This is a genomic window from Myxococcus sp. AB025B, from assembly GCF_006518215.1.
GTDB lineage: Bacteria > Myxococcota > Myxococcia > Myxococcales > Myxococcaceae > Myxococcus > Myxococcus fulvus.
The window spans coordinates 1-20826 of the sequence record NZ_SRLW01000015.1 but is presented as its reverse complement, the minus strand read 5'-3'; the positions used below and the strand labels follow the sequence as shown (position 1 = coordinate 20826).

General features: G+C 65.8%; 22 protein-coding genes. 2 read left to right on the top strand and 20 right to left on the bottom strand.

Annotated features, from left to right (window positions below):
* Window positions 1-276 precede the first annotated feature (276 nt).
* From FL311_RS04200 to FL311_RS04185, 4 genes are read right to left on the bottom strand one after another with little or no spacing between them, the layout of a single operon-like run.
* Window positions 277-576, bottom strand: a complete 300-nt coding sequence (locus tag FL311_RS04200) for a hypothetical protein (RefSeq protein WP_141323615.1) — start codon at window positions 574-576, stop codon at window positions 277-279.
* Window positions 573-1025: a hypothetical protein gene (locus tag FL311_RS04195; RefSeq protein ID WP_141323613.1), complete on the bottom strand. Its 453-nt coding sequence runs from the start codon at window positions 1023-1025 to the stop codon at window positions 573-575. Before FL311_RS04195 ends, FL311_RS04200 begins: the two co-directional genes overlap by 4 nt.
* Window positions 1026-1037: 12 nt before the next feature.
* A complete protein-coding gene (locus FL311_RS04190) occupies window positions 1038-1571 on the bottom strand; it encodes a M15 family metallopeptidase (RefSeq protein ID WP_141323611.1) in 534 nt (177 codons plus the stop codon).
* A complete protein-coding gene (locus FL311_RS04185; RefSeq protein ID WP_228556666.1) occupies window positions 1568-1855 on the bottom strand; it encodes a hypothetical protein in 288 nt (95 codons plus the stop codon). Before FL311_RS04185 ends, FL311_RS04190 begins: the two co-directional genes overlap by 4 nt.
* A gap of 203 nt (window positions 1856-2058) precedes the next feature.
* Here FL311_RS04185 and FL311_RS04180 point away from each other — a divergent pair, with 203 nt between their 5' ends.
* Together FL311_RS04180 and FL311_RS04175 are read left to right on the top strand one after the other, a co-directional pair.
* Window positions 2059-3405, top strand: coding sequence for a protein kinase (locus FL311_RS04180; protein WP_194869047.1), 1347 nt, complete (start codon window positions 2059-2061; stop codon window positions 3403-3405).
* A gap of 163 nt (window positions 3406-3568) precedes the next feature.
* Window positions 3569-4534, top strand: a complete 966-nt coding sequence (locus FL311_RS04175) for a hypothetical protein (protein ID WP_141323608.1) — start codon at window positions 3569-3571, stop codon at window positions 4532-4534.
* Window positions 4535-4553: 19 nt separating this feature from the next.
* Here FL311_RS04175 and FL311_RS04170 read toward each other — a convergent pair whose 3' ends face one another.
* From FL311_RS04170 to FL311_RS04095, 16 genes are all read right to left on the bottom strand, one after another.
* The gene (locus FL311_RS04170; RefSeq protein WP_141323606.1) at window positions 4554-7790 is read right to left on the bottom strand and encodes a hypothetical protein; all 3237 of its coding nucleotides are present in this window, start codon (window positions 7788-7790) and stop codon (window positions 4554-4556) included.
* Window positions 7791-7795: 5 nt separating this feature from the next.
* A complete protein-coding gene (locus FL311_RS04165) occupies window positions 7796-8557 on the bottom strand; it encodes a hypothetical protein (RefSeq protein ID WP_141323604.1) in 762 nt (253 codons plus the stop codon).
* Between the two features lies 1 nt (window position 8558).
* Window positions 8559-10187 carry a hypothetical protein gene (locus FL311_RS04160; RefSeq protein WP_228556665.1) on the bottom strand — a complete coding sequence of 543 codons (1629 nt, stop codon included), beginning with the start codon at window positions 10185-10187 and terminating at the stop codon, window positions 8559-8561.
* 319 nt (window positions 10188-10506) lie between these two features.
* Window positions 10507-11247 (bottom strand): hypothetical protein, encoded by a 741-nt coding sequence (locus FL311_RS04155; protein ID WP_228556664.1) that lies wholly within the window; start codon window positions 11245-11247, stop codon window positions 10507-10509.
* Between the two features lie 221 nt (window positions 11248-11468).
* Window positions 11469-11822, bottom strand: a complete 354-nt coding sequence (locus tag FL311_RS04150) for a phage tail protein (protein WP_141323602.1) — start codon at window positions 11820-11822, stop codon at window positions 11469-11471.
* 23 nt (window positions 11823-11845) lie between these two features.
* A complete protein-coding gene (locus FL311_RS04145) occupies window positions 11846-12478 on the bottom strand; it encodes a hypothetical protein (protein WP_141323600.1) in 633 nt (210 codons plus the stop codon).
* Window positions 12478-12903, bottom strand: coding sequence for a phage tail tube protein (locus FL311_RS04140; RefSeq protein WP_141323598.1), 426 nt, complete (start codon window positions 12901-12903; stop codon window positions 12478-12480). Before FL311_RS04140 ends, FL311_RS04145 begins: the two co-directional genes overlap by 1 nt.
* 8 nt (window positions 12904-12911) lie before the next feature.
* Window positions 12912-13328 carry a hypothetical protein gene (locus tag FL311_RS04135; RefSeq protein ID WP_141323596.1) on the bottom strand — a complete coding sequence of 139 codons (417 nt, stop codon included), beginning with the start codon at window positions 13326-13328 and terminating at the stop codon, window positions 12912-12914.
* Window positions 13329-13364: 36 nt separating this feature from the next.
* A complete protein-coding gene (locus FL311_RS04130; RefSeq protein ID WP_228556663.1) occupies window positions 13365-13724 on the bottom strand; it encodes a minor capsid protein in 360 nt (119 codons plus the stop codon).
* A 56-nt stretch (window positions 13725-13780) separates the two neighbouring features.
* Window positions 13781-14104, bottom strand: coding sequence for a hypothetical protein (locus FL311_RS04125; protein WP_141323592.1), 324 nt, complete (start codon window positions 14102-14104; stop codon window positions 13781-13783).
* Window positions 14104-14760, bottom strand: a complete 657-nt coding sequence (locus tag FL311_RS04120; RefSeq protein WP_141323591.1) for a hypothetical protein — start codon at window positions 14758-14760, stop codon at window positions 14104-14106. The genes FL311_RS04125 and FL311_RS04120 overlap by 1 nt, the downstream gene beginning before the upstream one ends.
* A gap of 578 nt (window positions 14761-15338) precedes the next feature.
* Window positions 15339-15752, bottom strand: coding sequence for a hypothetical protein (locus tag FL311_RS04115; protein ID WP_141323589.1), 414 nt, complete (start codon window positions 15750-15752; stop codon window positions 15339-15341).
* A gap of 11 nt (window positions 15753-15763) precedes the next feature.
* Complete coding sequence (locus tag FL311_RS04110; protein WP_141323587.1) at window positions 15764-16855, bottom strand: phage major capsid protein; 1092 nt, start codon at window positions 16853-16855, stop codon at window positions 15764-15766.
* Window positions 16852-17631 (bottom strand): HK97 family phage prohead protease, encoded by a 780-nt coding sequence (locus FL311_RS04105; protein WP_141323586.1) that lies wholly within the window; start codon window positions 17629-17631, stop codon window positions 16852-16854. Before FL311_RS04105 ends, FL311_RS04110 begins: the two co-directional genes overlap by 4 nt.
* Window positions 17628-19013 carry a phage portal protein gene (locus FL311_RS04100; protein ID WP_228556661.1) on the bottom strand — a complete coding sequence of 462 codons (1386 nt, stop codon included), beginning with the start codon at window positions 19011-19013 and terminating at the stop codon, window positions 17628-17630. The genes FL311_RS04105 and FL311_RS04100 overlap by 4 nt, the downstream gene beginning before the upstream one ends.
* Before the next feature lie 10 nt (window positions 19014-19023).
* Window positions 19024-20694 carry a terminase family protein gene (locus FL311_RS04095; protein WP_228556660.1) on the bottom strand — a complete coding sequence of 557 codons (1671 nt, stop codon included), beginning with the start codon at window positions 20692-20694 and terminating at the stop codon, window positions 19024-19026.
* Window positions 20695-20826: the final 132 nt, after the last annotated feature.

The following is a 20826-nucleotide window of genomic DNA, read 5'->3' as shown; positions in this document are numbered from 1 at the left end:
CTGGCCAACGGCACCCGAACAGCCCTGGAGGCACGACCAACAGCAGGTCCGCCTTCGGGTCGACGTCCTGAGTAGACCGGTTCGGAAACGGGACTTGGTCCGATGAGCCACGAAACCGAGCACACGGTGCGAGCCAAAGACGACCTGGCCCCCTCCCCTCATTGCTGCCACCGGGGCCCCGTGCCTAAATCCCGTGTCGGGCGGCTGCGGTGAGTACGCAGTTCACGGCGTTGCGAGGTCCCAGACCAACCGCGCCGATGCCGCAGTCGCCCACTCTCAGTCCGCGAGCTTCGCAACGGCGACCCCGACCCCGAGCCCGAGCACCAGGGCCACGGCGGCAACGGTGAAGGACACGTCCCCGGCCTGTGCGCGTAGCGATTCGTTCTCGGCCCGGAGTCGCTCAATCTCGGCGGCGGTCCGCACACAGCGACTCTCGGACAACCAGCAGCCGCCCTCCACCTCGACGGCTGCCGCGCCCCCATCAGGAAAGAGCTGAGCACGCTCCACGCCGATGACCTCGGAGCCCGCCGCAGGAGTCGCGACGAGCACCACCAGCACGAGCGCGCCGAGCTTCACTTGTCGCCCCGCTTGTTGAGCTGCTCAAGCACGGCAATCGCCGCGGCCTTGCCCGCGACCTGGCCGGCTGCAATCTCGCCCGCGTGCTCCGCACTCTCAATCGCGGCATCCCCGAAGAGAAGCCGCTTGATGAGCGTGAAGCCACCCGCCGCCGTCAGGGCCACCTTCACGGCGGTCAGCATCAGGGACAGGGAGAACGGCGCCCCAGCGGCGAGCGCGTTCGCCACGGCCCCCGCGAGCGAGACGCCCAGCACCAGCAGCGCGCCGCCCCGGTCCGTGTTGAAGAACGGGACGACCAACCCGCCGAACCGTCGCAGGAGGTAGACGAGCAGCACCACCACCAGGGAAGCGACGAGCGCGTAGTTCTGGCTCGTCACCGCGTCGAGAAGCATCTGAGCGAACACCTCGAACTGCTCGGGGTTCGGACCGACCATACCCACGTCAACCATGTTTCCTCCGAGTTAGAAGCCCAGCCGAGTCAGTTCGGCCGCGAGCTTCGGGTTTGCGGCACGCCACTGCGGCGACTTGCGCTCTTCGTCGAGCCGAGCCCACACAGCGGAGACCGAGCTGCTCTCCACCAGCGTCCGAAGCGGCGTGAGCTGAAGCGCGCTCACGTAGCCCGGCCACTGGACATGGGGCGCGTCGCCGAACCTGCCGCCCCAGACGAGTCCCGCCTTCGTCGCTTCCTCGCCGAGCACGCGGTACGCCGGCAGGCGCCAGTCGGGTTGGACTCCCGGCCGCGCGTCGCTGTCACAAACGAAGTCGAAGGCGAGGCCGTAGTTGTGCGCGGACAGGCCCGCCGCAGACGCCTTGCCGCCCTTGCCCGCGAGGAAGAGGCGCCGCAGTTCGGCCTGCTCTTCGAGGCTGCGGAAGCCGTAGGTCGCGACGTAGCTCACGCCCCGGGCCTCGCAGCGCGCCACGAGCTGAAGGGCGACCGACACGAGTGGCAGGTAGACGCGGTCAAGCTCGACCCGCTTGAAGTTGGCCCGGGTCATCGGGAATCCCCCGACGCGGCCTGGGGCCTGCGCAGAAGCTCAAGCTCGACGGTCTGCCGGACCTGGACGGGGAGACCGACGGCGAACTCGTCGCGCCACCGCCGCAGGGCGCCCAGTTCTACCGCAAGGGCGTTGATGCGCTCGTCCTGGCGGGCGACCTTCTCGACGAGCGAGCGAATCTCCCCAACGAGGGACTTCGCAGCCCAGGTGAGGACACCGACGCCTGCCGTTCCGAGCAGGGAGCCGACTACGAGCTGTATGGACTGGGTCTCTTCTGCGGTCACGACGTCACCAGGGACTAGGGGGGCCCCTGGTAAATGCGTGTGACTTCTGGAAGTGGCGCAGAGCAACGATCACGACAATAGAGGGCCGAAGCAAATCAAGGAAACCAGAACATCACAGCAAAACCTCGCCTTTCCACGGCATGGGGTCGCCAACGTTCGAAGACCTTCTGGGCAACCCTACGCAGTCCAAAGTAAAAGAAGTCATGGCCAATGACCAACCAGACCAGGACATCGTGCGGCACCGAGCAGACCTCCAGAAGCAAGGATGGTATTTAACTGACGTGATTCTAGGGGAAGGGGGAGGTGGGAAAGCAGTACTTAGCATCAAGTTCGACGCGCTCATCCCATTATTGCTACTTCAGGGCGGCCCGCACATGGCCCAATCACCGGGAGACTTTCACAAGATTGGAGCAACAGTTCTACACAGACTCATCACCACAACACGAAGTCCCTCGCCCGACATCGGAGTATTCAAATCCTCGAAACATGCGGGCGGACGCATGAAGCGCGAAATCAAAGCGCTCTCAGGCTGCAAGCACCCAAACCTCGTCCAGATTTACACTGCCGACCAAAGCGACGAACCAAACTGGTATGTAATGGAATATTTCCAGAAGGGAGACCTCACGCGAAATGCGGAGCACTACAAGGGAAATCCACTTGAAGTTCTCAAACGCGCACGCGAACTTACTGAGGCTCTCGCTGTTGTCCATGCAAACAAACTGATCCACCGCGACATCAAGCCAGAAAACATCTTTGTCGCCGACGATGGGCGATGGGTTCTTGGCGACTTCGGAATAGCTTTCGAATCAGGCAGAACTCGACACACCGAGCACGGCGTCCCAATGACCAAGGACTGGCGCCCTGACTGGGTTGTCTCACGTCGCCTCGAAGAGTACCCACCTACCGTAGACCTCTTCCTGCTCGCCAAAGTCATTTATGCGCTGATCGCAGGTCCTGGCCAAAATCCGCCCGCGTCACAGATTGACGAGCCAGAGTTTGACCTACGAGTACGCTTCCCCAACAGCCCTTTCATATCGGAAGTTCATCAATTCATCGCTGGGCATGTTGCAACCCGCGAAAGAGACATGCAGAGTTCGACTGCTCGTGACTTCATCGCCCGGCTCGACGAGCTAATATCGAAATTCTCCAAGAAGACAACGCAACACCATGTCTTCTCCCATATGGCCACACACCCATTAAACTTCACGGACAAGGAGCACATAACGCAACTTCAGGACATCCCCATCTACCTTCCGGAAGGCACTAGACTCATTAGGGTCGCAATTCGCCTACTTGAGGCTCCGGATCAATACTCCCCACAAATCTCGCTATCAATCACCAGCATAGAGACCAATACCGCAGTCTCAAGCTTCTCCAAGAAAGTATTCCTCCCCTCCCCTCCAGAAAGCCAACTCGGCACATGGCTCACACTTGAGATGGACTTCCTCAGCACCAAGCCGCTTCGAGCCAACTGGTATCAATTTGACCTGCTGAAACTCAACAGCGCCGTTGTTACCGCGCTCATTCTGAATGCGGAAGCACTATCATAGCCAATATGGACGCAATTACTCCCAGAGCTTGAAGTAGTGGGTGAGCAACCCGTTCACGACGCAGGCTTTCACAAAGCGAACGGCAATCTACATCACGTAACCGGCCGCCGCAGGTTAAACATCAGCAAGAACGCATCGCCGCCTCTAATCAACCCAAAGCTCCATGAATCCCAAAGACTCCACCATTCGCGACGCAATGACCTTCGCCGAAATCCCCAAAGAACTCCCACGGATCATGCATGTCCTAAACGAGCAACTCGGACTAATTAAACACACCACACCAAGCCTACTGCCCGACTTCTCCAGATCCAGCAACGTCTTCTGCATGTCTGACTACTCAGGCGAGGACGGCAAGTCCATCTACCAAGCCTTGGGCTTTCTGATTACCGATGACATGGCTAACGAAAACTGGACAAAGACGAGACAGCAACTCCGTCTACTCCGATGGAGAGATGGCTCAACAATGCAGTATAAGTCCCTACCGAAAGACAAGATCAGAATGTCCGTACTCCCTGACTTCCTTGATGCCAGCAACTCGCTAAACGGCTTGTCCGTCACATTCCTCATACATAGGAATGTCAGATGGCTGTTCGGAAGAGATGACGGCCTTCCCGGTCGACACTTAGAGAGCATGGGATACTCAGGATGGAAAGATCGCATTGCAGAAAAGATGTTCCGAGTCTTGCATTTCCAAGCCTTGCTTTTAGCTGGGCTCACTCATAGCTACCAAAGAACACTATGGCACACCGACAGAGACAGCATCACGGTGGGCGACAAGGAGTCGCAGATCACAAGCATATATGGTCGCATCTCCGAGATTTATATGAAGGAACCAAGACGGCTAATGGGGGTTTCGCAACGATTTGACCACGATCCCCATTTCAACTTTGGCGATCTGCTCTCCCTCCCCGATCTGATTTGTGGAGCTTTACTGGCGTACCATGAGGAAACAGAGGAAGGTCAGCAACTCACGCCTGGGACCGAGACCAAGGCAGGTAAAATCCTGCATTGGTTTGCCAGCAATGAACATCCCCTCAAGCGATTCGTCTTCCGCATCCACGGGGAGACGTTGAACTTCGGAGTACAGAGACTTGAATTCAGCAGAAATCCACAGGCCCCCGGTTCTTGACTTAAATGGAAGCACACATCTACTCGCGGGGCTTGAGGTTGTGCGCGAGTAGTCCGTTCACTATGTAGGTCTTAGCGAAGCGCACCGAAATCTGCATCACGTCGCCGGCAGCCGTAGGCTCGTCTTTCGCCACACGGCCCGGCGCGAAGCCTTCAATCATCTCGCCTGGGTTCAGTGCATCCGTGCGAGTCCAGCCACGCTCCACCGTACGCCACCGATGGTCGGGCGTCACCACGAGCACGCGGCCGTCCTCCATGTACAGCCTGGAGCGCGGCGCCTTGTGGCGGCTGACGTGGGTGACTTCGAACACGCCCCCGTCCTTCTCGTGCTCGTGCATGGTGAGCACCCGCATGCCGGGCCGCAGCATCCCAGCGGGCAGCTCCGCACCGTTGCTAAGCATCACCAGTTCCCAGGGCGCCACACACGTTCCATGGTCGCCTCCCCCGTCGTCACCGCCGCTTGAAGGCGTCGAGGCCGGGCCCGTCGCACTGCGAGCCATGTTCGTGTTGTAGGCGTACGGAGGAAAGAACCACCGCTCCGCACTGAAGCCGCTCGCGTTGTGGATGCGGACCTTCAGGTAGAGCAGCTTGTTCGAGAGCGAGTCGCGCAGGCGATTGAGTCGGTCGCCGTACATGAACGAGAACCCCGCGCTCACCGCGTTACTGGCGTCGTCGTCCTGCACTCCGTTCTGATACTTCCGGTCCGGCAAGGGGACGGAGGTGCCGTAGAGCCACTGAGGGACGTTGTTGTCCCCATACGCCCAATAGAAGCCCACCTCCATGAAGCGCAGCGCGTCCAGGTTGTCGCCCTGGGACTGGGGCTGAATGGAGGCCCGGTAGTGAGCCCAGGTGAAGTTCGAGGCGCCGCCACTGGCCCCGACAATCGCGCTGCCCTCCACCACCTGGATGTTGAGGCGCTCGATGTTCGGCACGCCGTCGTTGTTGCCCCGGTAGTAGACGCGGCTCCCCGTGTCCGCGAGGGCCTGCACGGAGCGGAAGAACCCGTCGCTCAGGTAGTAGCGCCCCACCTGGACGTTGTTCGAGGCGACCTTCAGTGTCGTCCCCACGTTGTCGAGCTTCGCGCCCGCCGTGGGAATGCCGCTGCCGTCCTCCGCGTAGTTCGAGGTCTTCAACGTGTTCGCGGCCAACAGGTCGAAGGTGACCATCTTCCGGAGCGAGACGGCGTCGAAGTAGAGCCGCTTGCCCACGTCGGCCGGCATGACTTCCGTCTCCCAGAAGAGCTGAAGCCCCGTGCATCCAGCCGGACACGTCCCCGTCAGCGACACGCGTCGATAGGCCGTCCCCGCCGTCCCCAGTTCCACGGCCGACGTCTGCCCCGAGTAGGCGCCGCTCGCGTCCTCCCAGAGCAGATAGAGCGTGCCCATGCCGCCCACGGTGGCCGACGACGCCTTGACGTAGACCTCCGCGAAGAACTGGTCCCCGGGCGAGCACTTGAGCCGGCCACCAGGAGCTGAGGAGCCGTAGCCGCCCGTCCAGTTCAACCCCACCCAGGCCCCGGCGCTCGCCAGCTCCACGCGGCGCACCCACCGCCCCGAGCGCGCGTTGACCGGGTCCTCGACGAGCTTGTCGCCCTCGGGGAGCTTGCCCACCGCGCGCAGGCCCGCGTCGTTGTACCCGTTGGGGATGAGGTTGTCGGTCGGCGGGTGCAGGAGGTGCTGGTAGCCGACGGCGGAGTCGCTCAGCGACGCACCTTCGAGCTTCTTCGGAGCGACCTCAAACTGAGGTGACGCGTTGCCGCGGTTGCCGAACCTGTCCCGGGGAACGACGCGCACGAAGTAGGCCGTCCCCGGCATCAGGTCCGCCACTCCGAAGGCCGTCGTGTCGAAGGTGCCGCGCAACGTGGAGCTGCTGGGTGCGAAGCCGCTCGTCGTCGAGACGTGCAGCTCGTACGACGCCACGGCAGGGCCACTCAGGGCCGGCTTGAGCGAGACGGTGAAGCCGTTGACCACGGGCGACACCGTCACGTTGAGCGGGTCCAGCGGCGGGAGCGTGTGAGCCGGCTCACTCAGCCCGGGGCGCGCGTCCATCTCCAGCCAAACAGAGACACCGAAGGCAGGCTTGCCCCGCGTGGTGAGCGTGGTCCGCGCGTCGCCTTCCGCCGTGAAGGCATGCCGGAAGCCCGTCACAGCCAGGTTCTGGTCATCGGAGTAATGCACGCCGTTCGCGCGGAACCGGTAGAGGTCCCCCAGTTCCACCGGCAGGAAGAAGTCGGCTTCAATCTCCTGGTCCGCGAGCGGCTCCTTCAAGTCGGACAGGGCCGCTTCCGCCATCTTCCGCGCTTCGAGTTCACGGTCGATGTTGCTCGACGCGTCCTCGGCAAGCTGGATGAAGCGCACGCGATAGGCTTCCTGACTCGCGGCGTCCTCGACGACGACGCTCTTCCGCTTCGGCTGCCCCGTAACGTCCAGGTCTCCCGTGTCCGAGTAGATGACTTCGACCCTGTTCCGCACCTGCGCCACGTTGATGTCGAGCTTCGAGACGTCGCGGTAGTCGCTGGGGCCGAAGGTCCACGCGAGCATAGGACTCACGCGCTGGGGCTCGCTGAGCATCAGGACGAAGCTTCCGCTCACCTCTCGCCAGCGGTAACGCACCTCCCAGCCAATCTGTTGGGCCAAGTCGCGGAGCGCGTCCAGGACGCTCGCCTTCTTCTGGGCGTACTTCCGAATCTTCCAGCCGGGGGAGACGGGCGTGTGCAGCAGTACACCTGTCCCGTTGTCGGCGAGGATGCTCTGCATCGCGACTTCCAACGCGACACCGGCCGCGTCGTCCCCGTAGGGCCGTTCAATCTCAATGAACGTGTCCTGGAGCCGGCCCCCGAGGTCCCTCCCACGGAAGACGAGCGGATCGCTCCCGAAGTCCACCTCGTCGATGTGGCCATGGAACAGCATGCGCCACTCGCTCGCGCTCGGAGCCATGCCGACGGGCGACACCGCCGCTTCGACGATGAACTCGCGACCTGGCCGGATGAGCGGCGCGTTGCTGGCGTTCATCTTCGAGTCGGCCCGGAGCGGCGACAGGCTGAAGAGGTCCACCTGCCGCTTAAGCGTCACTGTCGCGGCCGAGACGGGCTGGTCAACGTCCTCGTCGACCTCCACGGCGTCGAGGAAGTCGCGCCCTTCGAGCTGACTCAAGTCCACCCACGCACCTGCCCCGTTGCGGACCTTCACCCTGACGTGGGACGCATGCCCCGCCGGATTCGTGAGGACCGCGAGCCCCTGAGACGACACGCCGCGCATGCTGACTAGACCTCCCGCAGAGTGAATTCGAGTCGCTCGCCGACGACGCGCGTCCCGTTGTGACTGAACTCGACGAACTCGCCGTCGCGCACCTCCCCGAGCACCTTCACTTCGGTGGCCAGGAAGCTCCCGCTCGCTACGAGGAACGGAAGAGCGCTCCAGGGGCGCGCGGCGTGCCACGCGACGAGGTGAGGCACCCACGCGTCGGGCACCTCGAAGGGCAGCCCCACCACGTCGTCGAAGCTCACCGCGTTGGTGGCGCCCGTCACCGCGAGCGCGCCGGAGACGACCGACAGGCCCCCGGCATTCGACGAGGGCACGCCCTGGGTCCACCTCTTGCCGTCGCTCCGGTTGATGACGTGGAGCCACGCGCCCGCCGAGCTGCTGAAGACGTAGTGCAACGCCGTCCAGCGCGCCCCGAGCTGCATGGACCACGAGGCCGACGCACCGACAGCCAGGTTCAACCCACCGCCGAAGCGCGCGCCCTGGAACACCAGCCCCGTGGCGCTCGCCTGATTGAGCCCGCGACTGGTGAAAGCGTCACCGTCGAAAGACACCGCGTGCCCGTCTCCAGCAATCAGCCCACGTAGGGCGAGCACCTCGTCGCGCGGCAAGGGGGGCGTCTTGAACTCCCACTCCTGACGAACAGCACGCCGCCCCAGGCGATAGGCCCCACTGAAGGCGCGCGAGTCCGTGCCGATGCTCACCTGCCTACGCCGGCCCTCCACGACGGGCACGGGGATTCCGTTCAGCGACAGGAAGGTCATCTCAGTACCTCCCGCTCAGCCACTCACCGTTGCCGCGGCGTCGGTGGGCCTCGCGCTTCATTTCGATGTAGACGTGCCGTGCCGTCGCTTCCGGGTCGTCGACGCCCTGCACGACAATCTGCCCGACACTGACGTTTCCGCCGCTCACCGGAACGACGGGGCTCGGCGTCACGGGCGACGCACCAGGGGCCAGCGGTGCCCCTCCTATCGGGTCCTGCGCGTTGAAGCGCGCGAGCGCGACCTTGAAGCCCGTCGGGACGTTGGTGAGGGCCTCCGTCGCGCGGTTGGTCGCTGCGGCGTTCTCCCAGGCGGCAACACCAGCGGCGGCATTCGCAGCGGCGGCGTCATAGCTGGAGTCCTTCAGCGCATCCAAGGCACCGTCGACCTGGTCCATCGGCACCTTCATGCTCTCCAATCCCCGCGCCATCTTCTTGAAGGCACCACCGACGAAGGGGATCTTGCCGAGCGTTTTGAACACGCTCGCGATGAACCCGATGATGGCGTTCCAGACCGTCCCAATTCCCTTCACGACGTAGAGGATGCCCATCGCCACCACGCGGATGACGGCGAAGAGTCCCTTCATAATGGGGCCGCTGAGCAGGGTTAGCGGCTGAAGCAGCGCGACGAGAATCTGGCCGAACACCGTCACGATGGGAGCGAGCCCCTCGAAGAGCATGCCGAGCACTTCGAAGATGGGCGTAATCGCCTCGATGGGCTTCGAGAACATCTCCAGCACCGGCACCAGCGCATCCAGCAGCGGCGTCACCATGTTGAACACGGACGCCAGCAGCGGCAGGACGGGGGCCAGCACGCGCCCAATCGTGTCGGCCACGTACTGGATGAAGTTCGTCACCATTTGGAGGAGGCTGCCGAACGTCGATGCCTGGGAGAGCAGCTCGGCGACGACGGCAATCAGTCCGCCCCAGACACCACCGGCCGACATGCCCTGCTGGAAGCGGTCGACCAGCTCGTAGACGCGCCCGAATGCCTGGGTGAAGCGGCTCGTCAGGGCCCGCTTCGCTTCGTCGGCCGCCTTCGCGAGCGCGTCGGCGAGTTCCTTCGCTTTGCGCCGCGCCACCTCGGCGATGATGGACGCGGTGTTCCCGACGCTCGCGAGGAACTTCTTCGCGTCGAACTTCCCGACCTCCACACTCCCGACTTCAATCTCGGGTGACTCCGTGGGCGTGCGCAGCTTGCCCTTGCCGCTGAGGTCGAAGACACCAGCGAACTTCTCGCGAAGAAATGCAGCGGCATCTCCTCCCATCATCTCCACGCCGTCAAAGGCGTAGCTCGCCCCGTAGGACACGCCCTCCCAGACGGACACCATCCCATCGCGAAGCGTGCCGACGGTGCTGTCGACGAGCCCCTTCAGCCCGCCGAGCACGGCGTCGCCCGTCAAGTCCTTCAGCCCCTCCAGTGCGCCCGCGACACCGTCGAGACTCAACGCACGCGCGAGAGGCGCCGCCAGTCGAGCCAGGTTGCGCACCACGAAGGCGAAGGTGTCGAGCTGACGCCGGGCCCACATGCCGACGACAGCCGACAGTCCTGTGAAGACTTCCTCGAAGAACCTCGCGACGCGCGACGCAACGTCCGTCACCGCCCGCCACATGGCGACGAAGGCGTCACGCATCCCCGTGCTGCTGTCGTGCCATGTGTTACCGAGCGCGCTTGTTGATGGGCGAGTGAGCCGACTGGCTGATGGAGGCCGGAATCCCGAGTCGGTTCAAGGCCCTACGGCCGCCTGGCGGCGGTGCCCTCCGGGCAGCCTTGAGCCGCCTCGTGCTCCGGCTCAGGCTGCAACCGTCGATTCCCCAAGGGGAATCGCCTGGAGACGCGCCCATCATCGGCGGTGACACCCGGTCGCGCACGCTCGTGATGGACTCCAGTGGTTCCGCACGCTTGCTGAAGGTGCCCATCAACGAGCCGGTCCGTGGAACGCCGTGGAACCATCAAATAGCGTGCGCATTAACACATGCCTTGTAGAGCGTGCCCGCGAGCATGACGACGCCCGTCACCGCCAGCGCAACCGCGGCGAGTGGCGCGCCCACGGTCAGGATGCGAGCGGCAGCGTTGCGGAACGCCTTCGCGAAGCCCTCGTCGACCTGCTCGGCCCCCTTCACGACCTTCTTCAGGTTGCCTTCGACGACGGGCGTCTCGGCGCGAAGGAACGACGAGAAGCGCACCACTGACTTCCCGGCTCCATCCAACGCGGGCACGACAAAGGCCAGGAAGCTCTCGGCCATCTGCTTCACCGCGCCCGCCACCTTGCCCACGGCCCCGCCTGCGAGCCCCGCCGCCGTGCCCCAGAAGAGGAAGCTCCCCATGGAGGACTTCACGGCCGGGTCCAACCGTTGGAACCACCCAAGGGCCAGCTCCAACGCGTCGGAGAGCCGCTCCAGGTGAGGGAGAATCGCGTCGCCAATCTCCGCGCCGACGTTCTGGAAGACGAGCGCGATTCGGTCCATCCGCTCCGTCACCGAAGCGTCGAAGGCAGCCGCAGCGGCGAGCGCCCCGTACAGGCCCGCGCTCACAATCGCGCCAATCTCCCCAATCTTGTTGCCGAGCTGCTCGACCTTCCCGGCGGTGGCGGCCACGTCGGAGACAATCTTCCGCATGGACTTGGAGAACTCGCCGACGGCGGCCGTCACGACGACATAGACGTCCCCGACTTTGAGACCACCACCCGCCATGACGAATCACCTCCGACGCAAGCGTCGAACCGACTGCTGTCCTTGTGGAGACGTGCCCGAGGCGGTTGGCGAGGAAGAGCGGCGCTCCAACTCCTCGGCCTCTTTGCGGGCGTAGGCCACCAGCCCGACGACGTCTTCGTAAGCCATCGCCCGCACTGTGTCGGGCGGCACCTTTAGAAGAGACGCGACCCCGTAGAGCAGACTCGCCTCGGGGTCGCCGTCTATTTTCCCCGCATCTTCTCTTCGGTGACGTTGAACACGTCCGTGAGGTCGGTCGCGAAGTCCTCCAGCCACGACTCGTCGAGCAGTTCGTCGACGTCGTTGACGGAGAACATGGGGCGCCCCGTCTCCGAGTCGTGAATCACGCACACGGCGATTCGCGCCAGCATTCGTGCGCCGGCCCTGTCGCCCGTCGGCTCGTTCTTCTCCGTCATCTCTCCGGCCGCGCGGGCCTGCTCAATCAGCCGCAGCCGATCGCCCATCGTCGGTTTGATGATGTCGACCTTCACGCCGTCGACCTCCACCGACTTCACGACGCGACGGTTCTTCGCGAGCAGCTTGTGCTTGTTCGACATGTGCTTTCCCTTCCGGCAGTGGTTCAGGGGATGCCGTAGCCCCAGGCGATGGCGCCGCCGTTCCCCGTGGGGAAGGCGTGGCCGATGAACTTCACCGTGCGCTCGTAGAGGGCCCCAGGCGTCAGCTTGTGCGACAGCTCGGGCACCTTCACCCAGGCGCGGAAGACTTCGGAGCCAGCGCCCTTGCTCACCTCGACGAGCAGCGGAGCGCCATCCTCGAAGCGCACGTCGAGCGCCGTCAGGCCCACCAGCTCACCGGAGAAGTCCCGCAGTGACACCGCGCGCCGCTTGTACCCATCTCCCATGACTTGCAACTCGACGACGTCGTTCGTCACCGACAGGGAGATGGAGCGCACCAGCGCCACCGGGTAGACCGGGAGCGAGGCCCCCGAGACACGCACGCGCGTTGAAGGCCCCGGAGCGTTGGCGAGGTGGATGAAGCCGAAGAGCGCGTCGACGACAGCCTCGGCATCCTCCCATTCGTCACCGTCGGGCGAGGTCTCGACGAGCACAGGAGCCCCAGGGTCGAGCCGACGAAAGGCAGGGGCGACAATTCGGAACACGCCACTCGCCACGAGGGCGGCGTCGGCATTGAGGAACTCTTCCGGCTCGCCCGCGATGGACAGGGAGCCGACGTGCGCGGGGATGACCGACATCAGACGGCCACCGGGGCGCCGTTGCCCAACAGCTTGCACGAGAACTCGACAACCCCACCGGGCGTCATCTTCTCGTCGTAGCTGTTGACCACCATGGGGATGCGCTTGCCCTTGCTGCCAGCGGCGGCGCTCGGGTCGAAGACGAACGTCACGTAGACGGTGCCCCCCGTGTCGCGTGCGTCGCGCAGGACGGACTGCGGGGCGTCGCCCTCCATGAAGTGGCCGGAGAGGTCCGCGCTCGTGTCCTTCAGCGTCTGGACGCGGGACTTGTAGCCCGAGCCTCCGAGGTAGTTCGTCTCGGTGAAGTCGCCCGTCTCGCTCAGCGACGCGTCGGTGAGTCCATCCACGCGGTCAGCGGGCAGCGCGGCATTCGTGTCCGAGCGCACCGACACGCTATCGAGGTGGGCAGCAACAGGGGTGGACATGCGGGTGCCTATCGGCTCGGGAAGAGCCGCGAGAGGGTTGAACGAATCTGGGCCGCTACTGCCTTGCGGAACTTCGCGCGGCCCTTCCTCGCGGGCTTGCGCAGGAAGTGGACGGGCTCGGCGAAGCGCTGCTCGCCCCAGTGGAAGCCTTCGTGAATGGCGCCGGCCGCGTCGTGCGCGTAGCCGGCCGTCGCGCTAACGCTCGACTTCTCGCGGTTCACCTCCGGGCCATCGACGAACCCCGAAGTGCTCAGCGGCGGCTTGCCATCCGTGTCCCGCTTACCGACGGGGACGAGGGCCCGGCTCGCCTGGAGCACCGTGGACGCGTGCGCGTGGGCCAGCGGAGCCAAGTCGTCCAGCACGGGCCGCTCGACCTTGCGCAGCTTGTCGAGGAGTCTGAAGTCCAGCGCGACTTTGAGTGCCATTGCCCCCTGTAAATGCGTGTGACTTCCGGGAGTGGCTCAGGCGCCCGAATCAACGAAGGACGCGTCCACGGTGAAGGTCCACCAGTGGCGGTCGCTGCCATCCGTGCCGATGTAGCTGGGGCTGCCCTCGTCGACTTCCATCAGCACGTAGGGCGCGGCATTCGCGAGGTGCAGCACGTGGAGGGCCGCGAGAGCAAGGGACTGTCCCGCCCGGAAGCTCTCGCGGTCCGAGCGCACGCGAACCTGACAGGTGACAGTCCGGTACACTTTGCGCCCGCCGAGGTAGCCCTGCGGCGCGTCGCCTCCCGTCTGGAGCACGAAGCACGACACGTCCGGCACCGTCGCGTCGTCTGCCTCCAGCGTCGGGCCGAGGAAGAGGTTGGTGCCGACGCTCAAGCCCAGCTCAGCCGCAGCGAGGAGAGTCGCGACGTCGGCGGCGGTGTCGCGAGCCATCAGAGCCAGACCTTCCGGTAGCGCACCACACCCCCACCGTCCACGTGCTCGTCAACAGCGGCAGGGCGGCGGGCGTGGTTGAAGTCGCTGGTGTCGTCTCCCTTGAACCACAGCCGGTGACGCAAGGTGAGCGGCGCGGCGGTGTAGACGACGAAGGACGCGACGAACTCGGCGCCGTTGGCGTCGCGAATCAACTTGCGGCTCGGCTGGATGCGCGCGGGAGCCTCATGGGCGGGCCCCAGGAGCGGAGCCCCCCAGGCGTCGCGGCCCGTGACTTCGGCGTAGCGGACGAGCTGTCGGAAGTGAGTCTCGGGGCCGCCCATCAGCTCGCCCTCCACAGGACGTGCGGCGCGACGAGCAGCTCGGCGCGAGGGCTCGTAAGGCGCTGGCCTGCCCCTCGCTCCCGGTAGCTCACGGACCAATCCCCGAGGCTCTCGGCGGACACGTCGGCGTCGCGCCCCCGGCCCCGGTAGAGCGCGCAGGCTTCGAGGATGGCGGCTTCCTCGACTTCGGCCGGCAAGGTGACGGGGCCCAGGGACGCGTCGCCGGCCACCTGGCCAGGAGTCACAAAGCCGCCCGTGTACGTCACCGCCAGCGCCCCCGGATGGCCCTGGCGGCTCTCGACGGTCAGCGTGACGAGCCCGCCGACATGCGCCGTCTCGGGCCACACTCCAGAGAGCCGGTAAAGGAGCCCCCCGGCCGCGAGGTCCCCGGCGATGGTGTAGGCCCCAGGGTCGAGCAGGTCGCCCCCCTCCCGGACGCTGATGACCTCGACGAGCGGCGGGCGGGCGAGCAGGACATAGGGGCGCGCGTAGCTGGCGGGGTACTCCGTCACCGTGGCCCGCTCGAAGGCCCGGCCACACAGGGCGGCGATGGCCCCGCTCGCGGCACTGATGCAGCGCTCAACGTGTGGGTCAACGCCTACGCCCAGGTCGGCGGCCACGGTGGCGGCAAGGCAGAGGTCTGTCGGACGGGCCATGGAAGGGGCTCAGGAGGGCCTAGGAGCGACGAAGCCGGGGCCTGGAGGGGTGAGGAGCCCCGGCTTCGTCTCGTGGCGCTAGACGGCCGGAATCTCGTCGGGGCCGCACAGGACAATCAGGCTGGACACGCCGAGGGCCGGAGGAATTGACATACTGCGGAAAGACTTTCAAAAATCACCCCGGGCGCTAGCCCATGGCGCCCCGTAAACGAAGCAAAACGGAGGGCGGCACATGAAGAAGCTCGTGATGATGGCCTTGGTAGGTTTTGCATTGGGAGCTACTGCGTCCGTCGCGTCCACAACCACGGAGAACCAGAAGAGAGAGACCAACGTCTGCTGCTCGGACTGTGAGCCGGGTGCCCCGTGTGAGCGTTTCTGCTGGCGCGACTGCTGAGTCGATGAAGACCCGGCCCCTGTGCCTTCTTGGGCACAGGGGCTGAGTCATCGCGGGACCTTTCTGCGCCCCCTAAGGACGGGCAGCCTCAGTCGGCGAGCATGCTCCTCGTCAGGGTGGACTCGTAGACGAGTTGCAGGCCGCACTCCCCGACAGCCGTTCTCACGTCGGATGATGCCCATTGTCAGACGGCCGGAATCTCGTCGGGTCCGCACAGGACAATCAGGCTGGACGCGCCGAGCGTCGGGGACGTGCCGCCCGTGAGAGCCACCGTCTCGACGACGCGCAGGTAGCGGCGCGCAGTGGGCAACCGAACGTTGACCCGGGCCACGGCGCTGGAGGTGGTGAGAGGCTCGACGGCGGCACCGGGCAGGTCCGTCCACCCACTCTGGCCATCCGCGCTGTCCTGGAGCTTCGCGGCGAGTGACAGGGTCGACGGAGCACCCGTGGCGGCGCCCGACGAAGCCGTCAGCACGCATGAGTCGAAGCCCATGCGGTCGACGGCGGCGCTGTTGCGAGTCCCCGCGCCAACGGCGGCGGGCACAGTCCCGGGACGAATGCCGACGAGCACGCCCGCGTCGGTGGAATTGGCGTTCATGGTGGGGCCTCTCAGGTGCCGTAGGTGATGGAGCTGAACGCCTTCGGCTGGCGGACCTTGAAGTCCCCCTTCACGATGGCGCGAACGGTGGTCTCGTCGAACTCGGCCCGCGTGTCGTGCTCGGACAGAATCAGGTCCTCGTCGATGCCGTAGATGAACTGACGCCAGTCGGCCGAGAAGGTGACTCGCGTCGACGGGACGCGCGTCGTCATCACGAAGGGGAAGCCCCGAATCGTGCCTCGGTCGAGCATCTCCTGTCGGAACACCCAGACGCCGGAGTTCTGGAGCTGAAGCAGGGCCGTCGCCCGCGTCGGGTGAAGCACCCAGGCCGCGTTGCCCATGCGGACATGCGCGGTCAGCGGCAGCTCCACCGCCTTGTCGATGTCGGCCAGGTACGCCGCAGGGGTGACCCCCGTCGAGGCGAAGGTGTGCGCGGCGTCGAGCTGCGCGAAGAGTCCCTTCGGCGCCGCGCCCGTCCCATCGCCGTTGAAGCCCGCGTCGTCGAGCCCGTCCGCCACCGTCGCGCGGATGTCCTCGCCCACGCCCGCGTCACCGACTCCCGGGGTGCGCAGCAAGTCGTTGCTGATGTCGGCCAGCACCATGCCCTTGTGCGCCTTGAGCACCACTTTGCCGTACTTGGGCGCGCTCTTCGGCACCGTCTCGCCTTCGCCCACCCACCGGAACTCGGAGGTGCCCGTCTGCCGCCCCATGTGCAGCTCGCCCTTGAACGCCTGAGTCCTCACGCCCAGCTTGAGCAGCGCGGCCTCGGGTCGAAGGAACTCGATGACCTCGCCGCTCTGCTGGATGGGCACCAGCACACCCGCCGAGTCGAACTTGCTGAGCTGAACGGCCTTCTGCACGTCGGCATTGCCGAAACGCTTCGCGGCGTCGACCAGCTCGACGGCCCCCGTGCGGCGGCCCGCCGCGATGACACTCTTCGCGAAGGCGCCCAGGTTCTCGACGCTCGAATAGACGCCTCCCGGAAGTGCTCCCTTGCCCGAGTCCACTCGGCCGGGCGCGCTTCGTGCGGCGGCGTCCATCAGCTCGCGCGCCACCTCGGGCCCCAGTGCCTTCACCATCTCCGCAACCTGCTCGCGCGTCATTGCTTCACTCCTCGGATGTAGCCCTTGAATGCCTCGACGAAGCGCTTCGCGGCGTCGGGGGCGTTGAAGTCCTCTTCGTCCTCTTCCTCGTCGTCCGGCTTCGGTGCGTCAGAGGGAGCCTCTTTCGTCTCGGGCTCGGGCTCGTCGGCCGCTTCCGGCTCTTCGTCCTCGTCGTCCGTCGACTTCGCTTCGGCGCGTGCGTCGAGCAGCTCAACGACGCGCTCGGCAATCCGCTCGACGATGTCTTCGCCCTCGTCCTCGAAGGACTTCGCACGCACTGCCCGCGCGTTCCCCGGAATCGTCACGATGGAGACTTCGAGCAGCTCTTGCGCGTCGCAGTCGTAGCCGCCCCGCTCGTTCTGCCGGTACTGGCCCGGGAGCATGAGGTAGCGGACGGAGACGGCATTCAGGATGCCCTTGGAGACCTTGCGCTCGACCCGCTTCGCGAACTCGTCCTCGTCGTCGAACTCGACGTCGACCATGAGGGCGTCACCCTCGACGTAGACGCGCCCCTTGCCGATGGGCAACTGCGGCTCGGCACCCGACGAAGCGGCCTCGGCGCCGTCGTCGTGGTTGAAGAGGACGACGCCGTTGGCGTTGTAGCCATCGACGCGCCAGCCCTTCACGTTGAGCCTGTCGGAGTAGCGGTCGAAGTCGCCGTCACTCGCCCGGAACTTGTAGACGCGCCGCCCGCCGACGGACTCGACGGCGCTCAACGTCGCCGCGTCCTTCCGGACGGCGCTCAAGCTCAGGGAGCGTGTAATGGGTCGTGTCATTCCCCCTGTAAATGCGTGTGACTTCTGGGAGTGGCTCGGCGCTCGCTTACGGCTTCGGCATTCGCTTCCGCTGAGCTGCCCTCGGCGGGCGTCGGTGTCTGCCCCGGCTCATTGGGCTTCTGGCCCGGCAGCAGCTCGGCGAAGCCCTTGCGCTCGGCGTGAGGCTTGAAGCCCGCTTCGGTGCGCCACTCGTCGAAGGTGAAGGCGCTCGGGAGCGTCCCCATCACCCGCAGGCGGTGCTCGCGGTCGGCCGGCACGGGGGAGTCGTAGGAGAGCAGGACGTCGTCGTTGAAGCGCGGGGCCAGGTACTTCTGCACGGCGGCCAGGAAGACTTCCGCGCGCGGCTTCGTGGCCTGCTCGGCGAGGTGCTCGCGCGCGGCGTAGCTCGTCGCCTTGTTGCTGCTCGTCACGTCGCCCACAATCTCCGGGGGCACGCGGTACACCATCCGGATGTAGTCCATCAGGAAGCGGCGCAGGTCGACGAGCTGCATGTCGCGAAAGGGCGTGTCGAGGCGCGCGAAGGTCGTCTTGCCGCTCGTAATCATCACCCGGCCGGCATTGGCGGGCCCTCCGTACTCGCGCGCGAGGCTTTCCTTGAAGGCGCGCGCGGGCCCGGCCTGTCCCTCGTTGAAGCCCTCAATCGCGATGACGGCGCCGGGCAACATGTTGTTGAAGAAGGCATTCTTCGTGAACCTCGCGGCGTGCTCGTCCGTGTCGACCTCGTCACCCAGCGCGTAGGCGATGCCGATGCCGCGGCCGAGCGGGTCCGCCGGGTTCAGCCGCTTCACGTAGACGACGCTCGCGGCGGGCAGTGAGAACATGCGCCCACCCGCCGTCACCGTGTACGTGCGTTCTGACTTCGGCTTGCTCAAGTCGGGGAGCGCGAGCACGCAGTCGGGAGGCACCGGCCACAGCCCTACGGGCACGCCGGCAAGCTCCTCGACCACGCAGAAGAACTCACCCACCAAGTCGTAGTGGAGGCAGAACAGCTTCGCGAAGTCCCGCCCTGTCATCAGGTCGTTGGGGTCCGCGAGCAGTCGCAACAGCGGATGGTCCGCCAGTTCCACCGCGCCTCCCAGCTCCAGGAGCGACTTCAACCGCTCCCGCCGGACGTCGCCACAGGCCCGCCGCAGCGACACGTCGACGAGCGCCTTCCGCGTCGCGGGGTCCTGCCGCACGAAGGCACGCCACGTCACATCCGCGAAGGCGTCGCCCACCGTGTCGACGATGGTCCCCAGCCACGGCATCTCCGCGTAGGCCGCGAGCAGCGCGGGCACTTCGCGGCGCGGCGGGGCCGACGTCCATCGGCTGAGCTCGAGGCCCGTTCCCTTGCGCTTCCCACCACCGCTCAGCGCGGCGCGCATCCTGTCGAGCAACCCCATACCCATCACCTCAGACAGCGAAGAACTGCTCGGAGAACACAAGGTCGTGGACGCCCCAGCAGAAGGCATCGGCCCGGTCGTCGCGACGGCCCGCGATGCCCGTGAATTTGCTGAGCTGCTGTTCGAGCTTCGGGAAGGTGCCGACGAACTCGACACGGCCCGCTTCGGCCAGGGCGGACACGGGCTCAGCGCGCTTGCTCTTCGCGCTCGTCGCCCGGACGGGCTTCACGTTGACGCTGACGCCCATCTCGCCCGCGACGGTGGATATGAGCGTCTCCACCATCTCCCCGCCCGTGTTCACCTCCACCACGAGCGCGTCACAGCCCCACTCCAGATAGGCGCGGATGGACTTCGTCGCCCATTCTCGAGGACTGGCCCGGCACGACAGGTCCGCCAACACCGACACGCGCTTGAGCGGGATGCCATCGGCACCGAACAGCGCGCTCGACTTGACCCCTTCGACGATGATTCCCGTCTCGTCGGAGCCCGTCTCGCTGGTGGGGCTCGGGTCCACGCTGACGATGCGCCGGTCCAACTGCTGCGCGTACTCGTGCGGGTCCGTGTCGACGCGCCGCCACTTCGCCGAGCCGAAGATGGCCCCCGGCGTGTCGAGCAACAGGCGCCCGAGCACCTCTTGCTGTCCCCAACGCGTCCCCGCCAGCGCGCGCATGTTCGCCACGGCAGTGGGCGCCAGGTTCGCGGCGTTGCTCAGCGACGAGCCCGTGTGCAGCACGACGCCCGGCTTCAGCTCCTGGGTCTCCGTGTTCGCGAAGAGCAGCTCTTCAATCTTCTTCAGTGGCCGCGGCGTCCCCGTCAGGAGGAGCTGCGGCGGGTCCTCGCGCGAGCCGATGCGCAGCACCAGGGGAAGCTGGTCCACCGCCGCCATGTCATGCTTCCAGCTCGCCGGCTCGTCGCCCCAGCCCCAGCCTGCATTCGGGCCGCGCAGCCGGTCGGGCTTATCCGCCGAGTAGCAGATGGCATAGACGCCATTGGGCCACGTCACCCGGCGCTTGCTGGGCTCGTACTTGGGGGTGAACCAGGGCGGCGACAGGGCGAGGATGCCGGACGCCCCGCGAATCATCGTGTCGCGCACGTCCGCCGCCGTCGGGCCAATCAGCGCCCCGACGCTCTTCGCCTGCCACGCCTTTTTGATGACCCACCGCGCGCCGCACCATGTCTTCCCGAAGCCGCGCCCGGCCATCACGAAGCACGTCGCGAACTTGTCCGGAGGGGTCTGCTCGCGGCGCGCCCAGAAGTCGAGGTCGTAGACGAGCAGCTCGACTTCCTTGTCGTCGAGCCCGCCGAACAGCTTCGAGAGCTGCGCGCGGGAGCCGGCCGTCAGGACCATCCTCGACGCGGGCGACTCGTGAGGCGCGAGCCCTTCGGCGAACTTCCCCCAGGCCCCAGTCAAAAGGCTGCGCATCACTCGCCCCCCCTTCTCGTCGGGAGGCACAGGGGAAGCGGCCTCGGCGGCGGGCAGCTCGTCGGGGAGGAACTTCCCCAGCCGGTCAATCAGCAACTCGCGCAGGGCGGCAGTGTCGGCGGCCTGGTCCTCGGGGCTCTTTGCCTCGACGTTGTCGCGCCGGCCGTACAGCTCCGGGAAGCGGCGGGACAGCAACCACTGGACGTGCTTGGGGTTCGTCGTCGCGGCGGCCTGGAGCGTCTCCGTCGCGCTCTGCATGAACTGGTCGTGTCCCTATAAGTGTGTAGTCGGCAAGGACGGAGGCGCGGAAAAGAGGGAAGCTCCTCGGTGAAACCAAACCGAGATGGTCCTCCTTTGGCGAGGAGGCCGAGGAGTTCCCCGACGTGGACG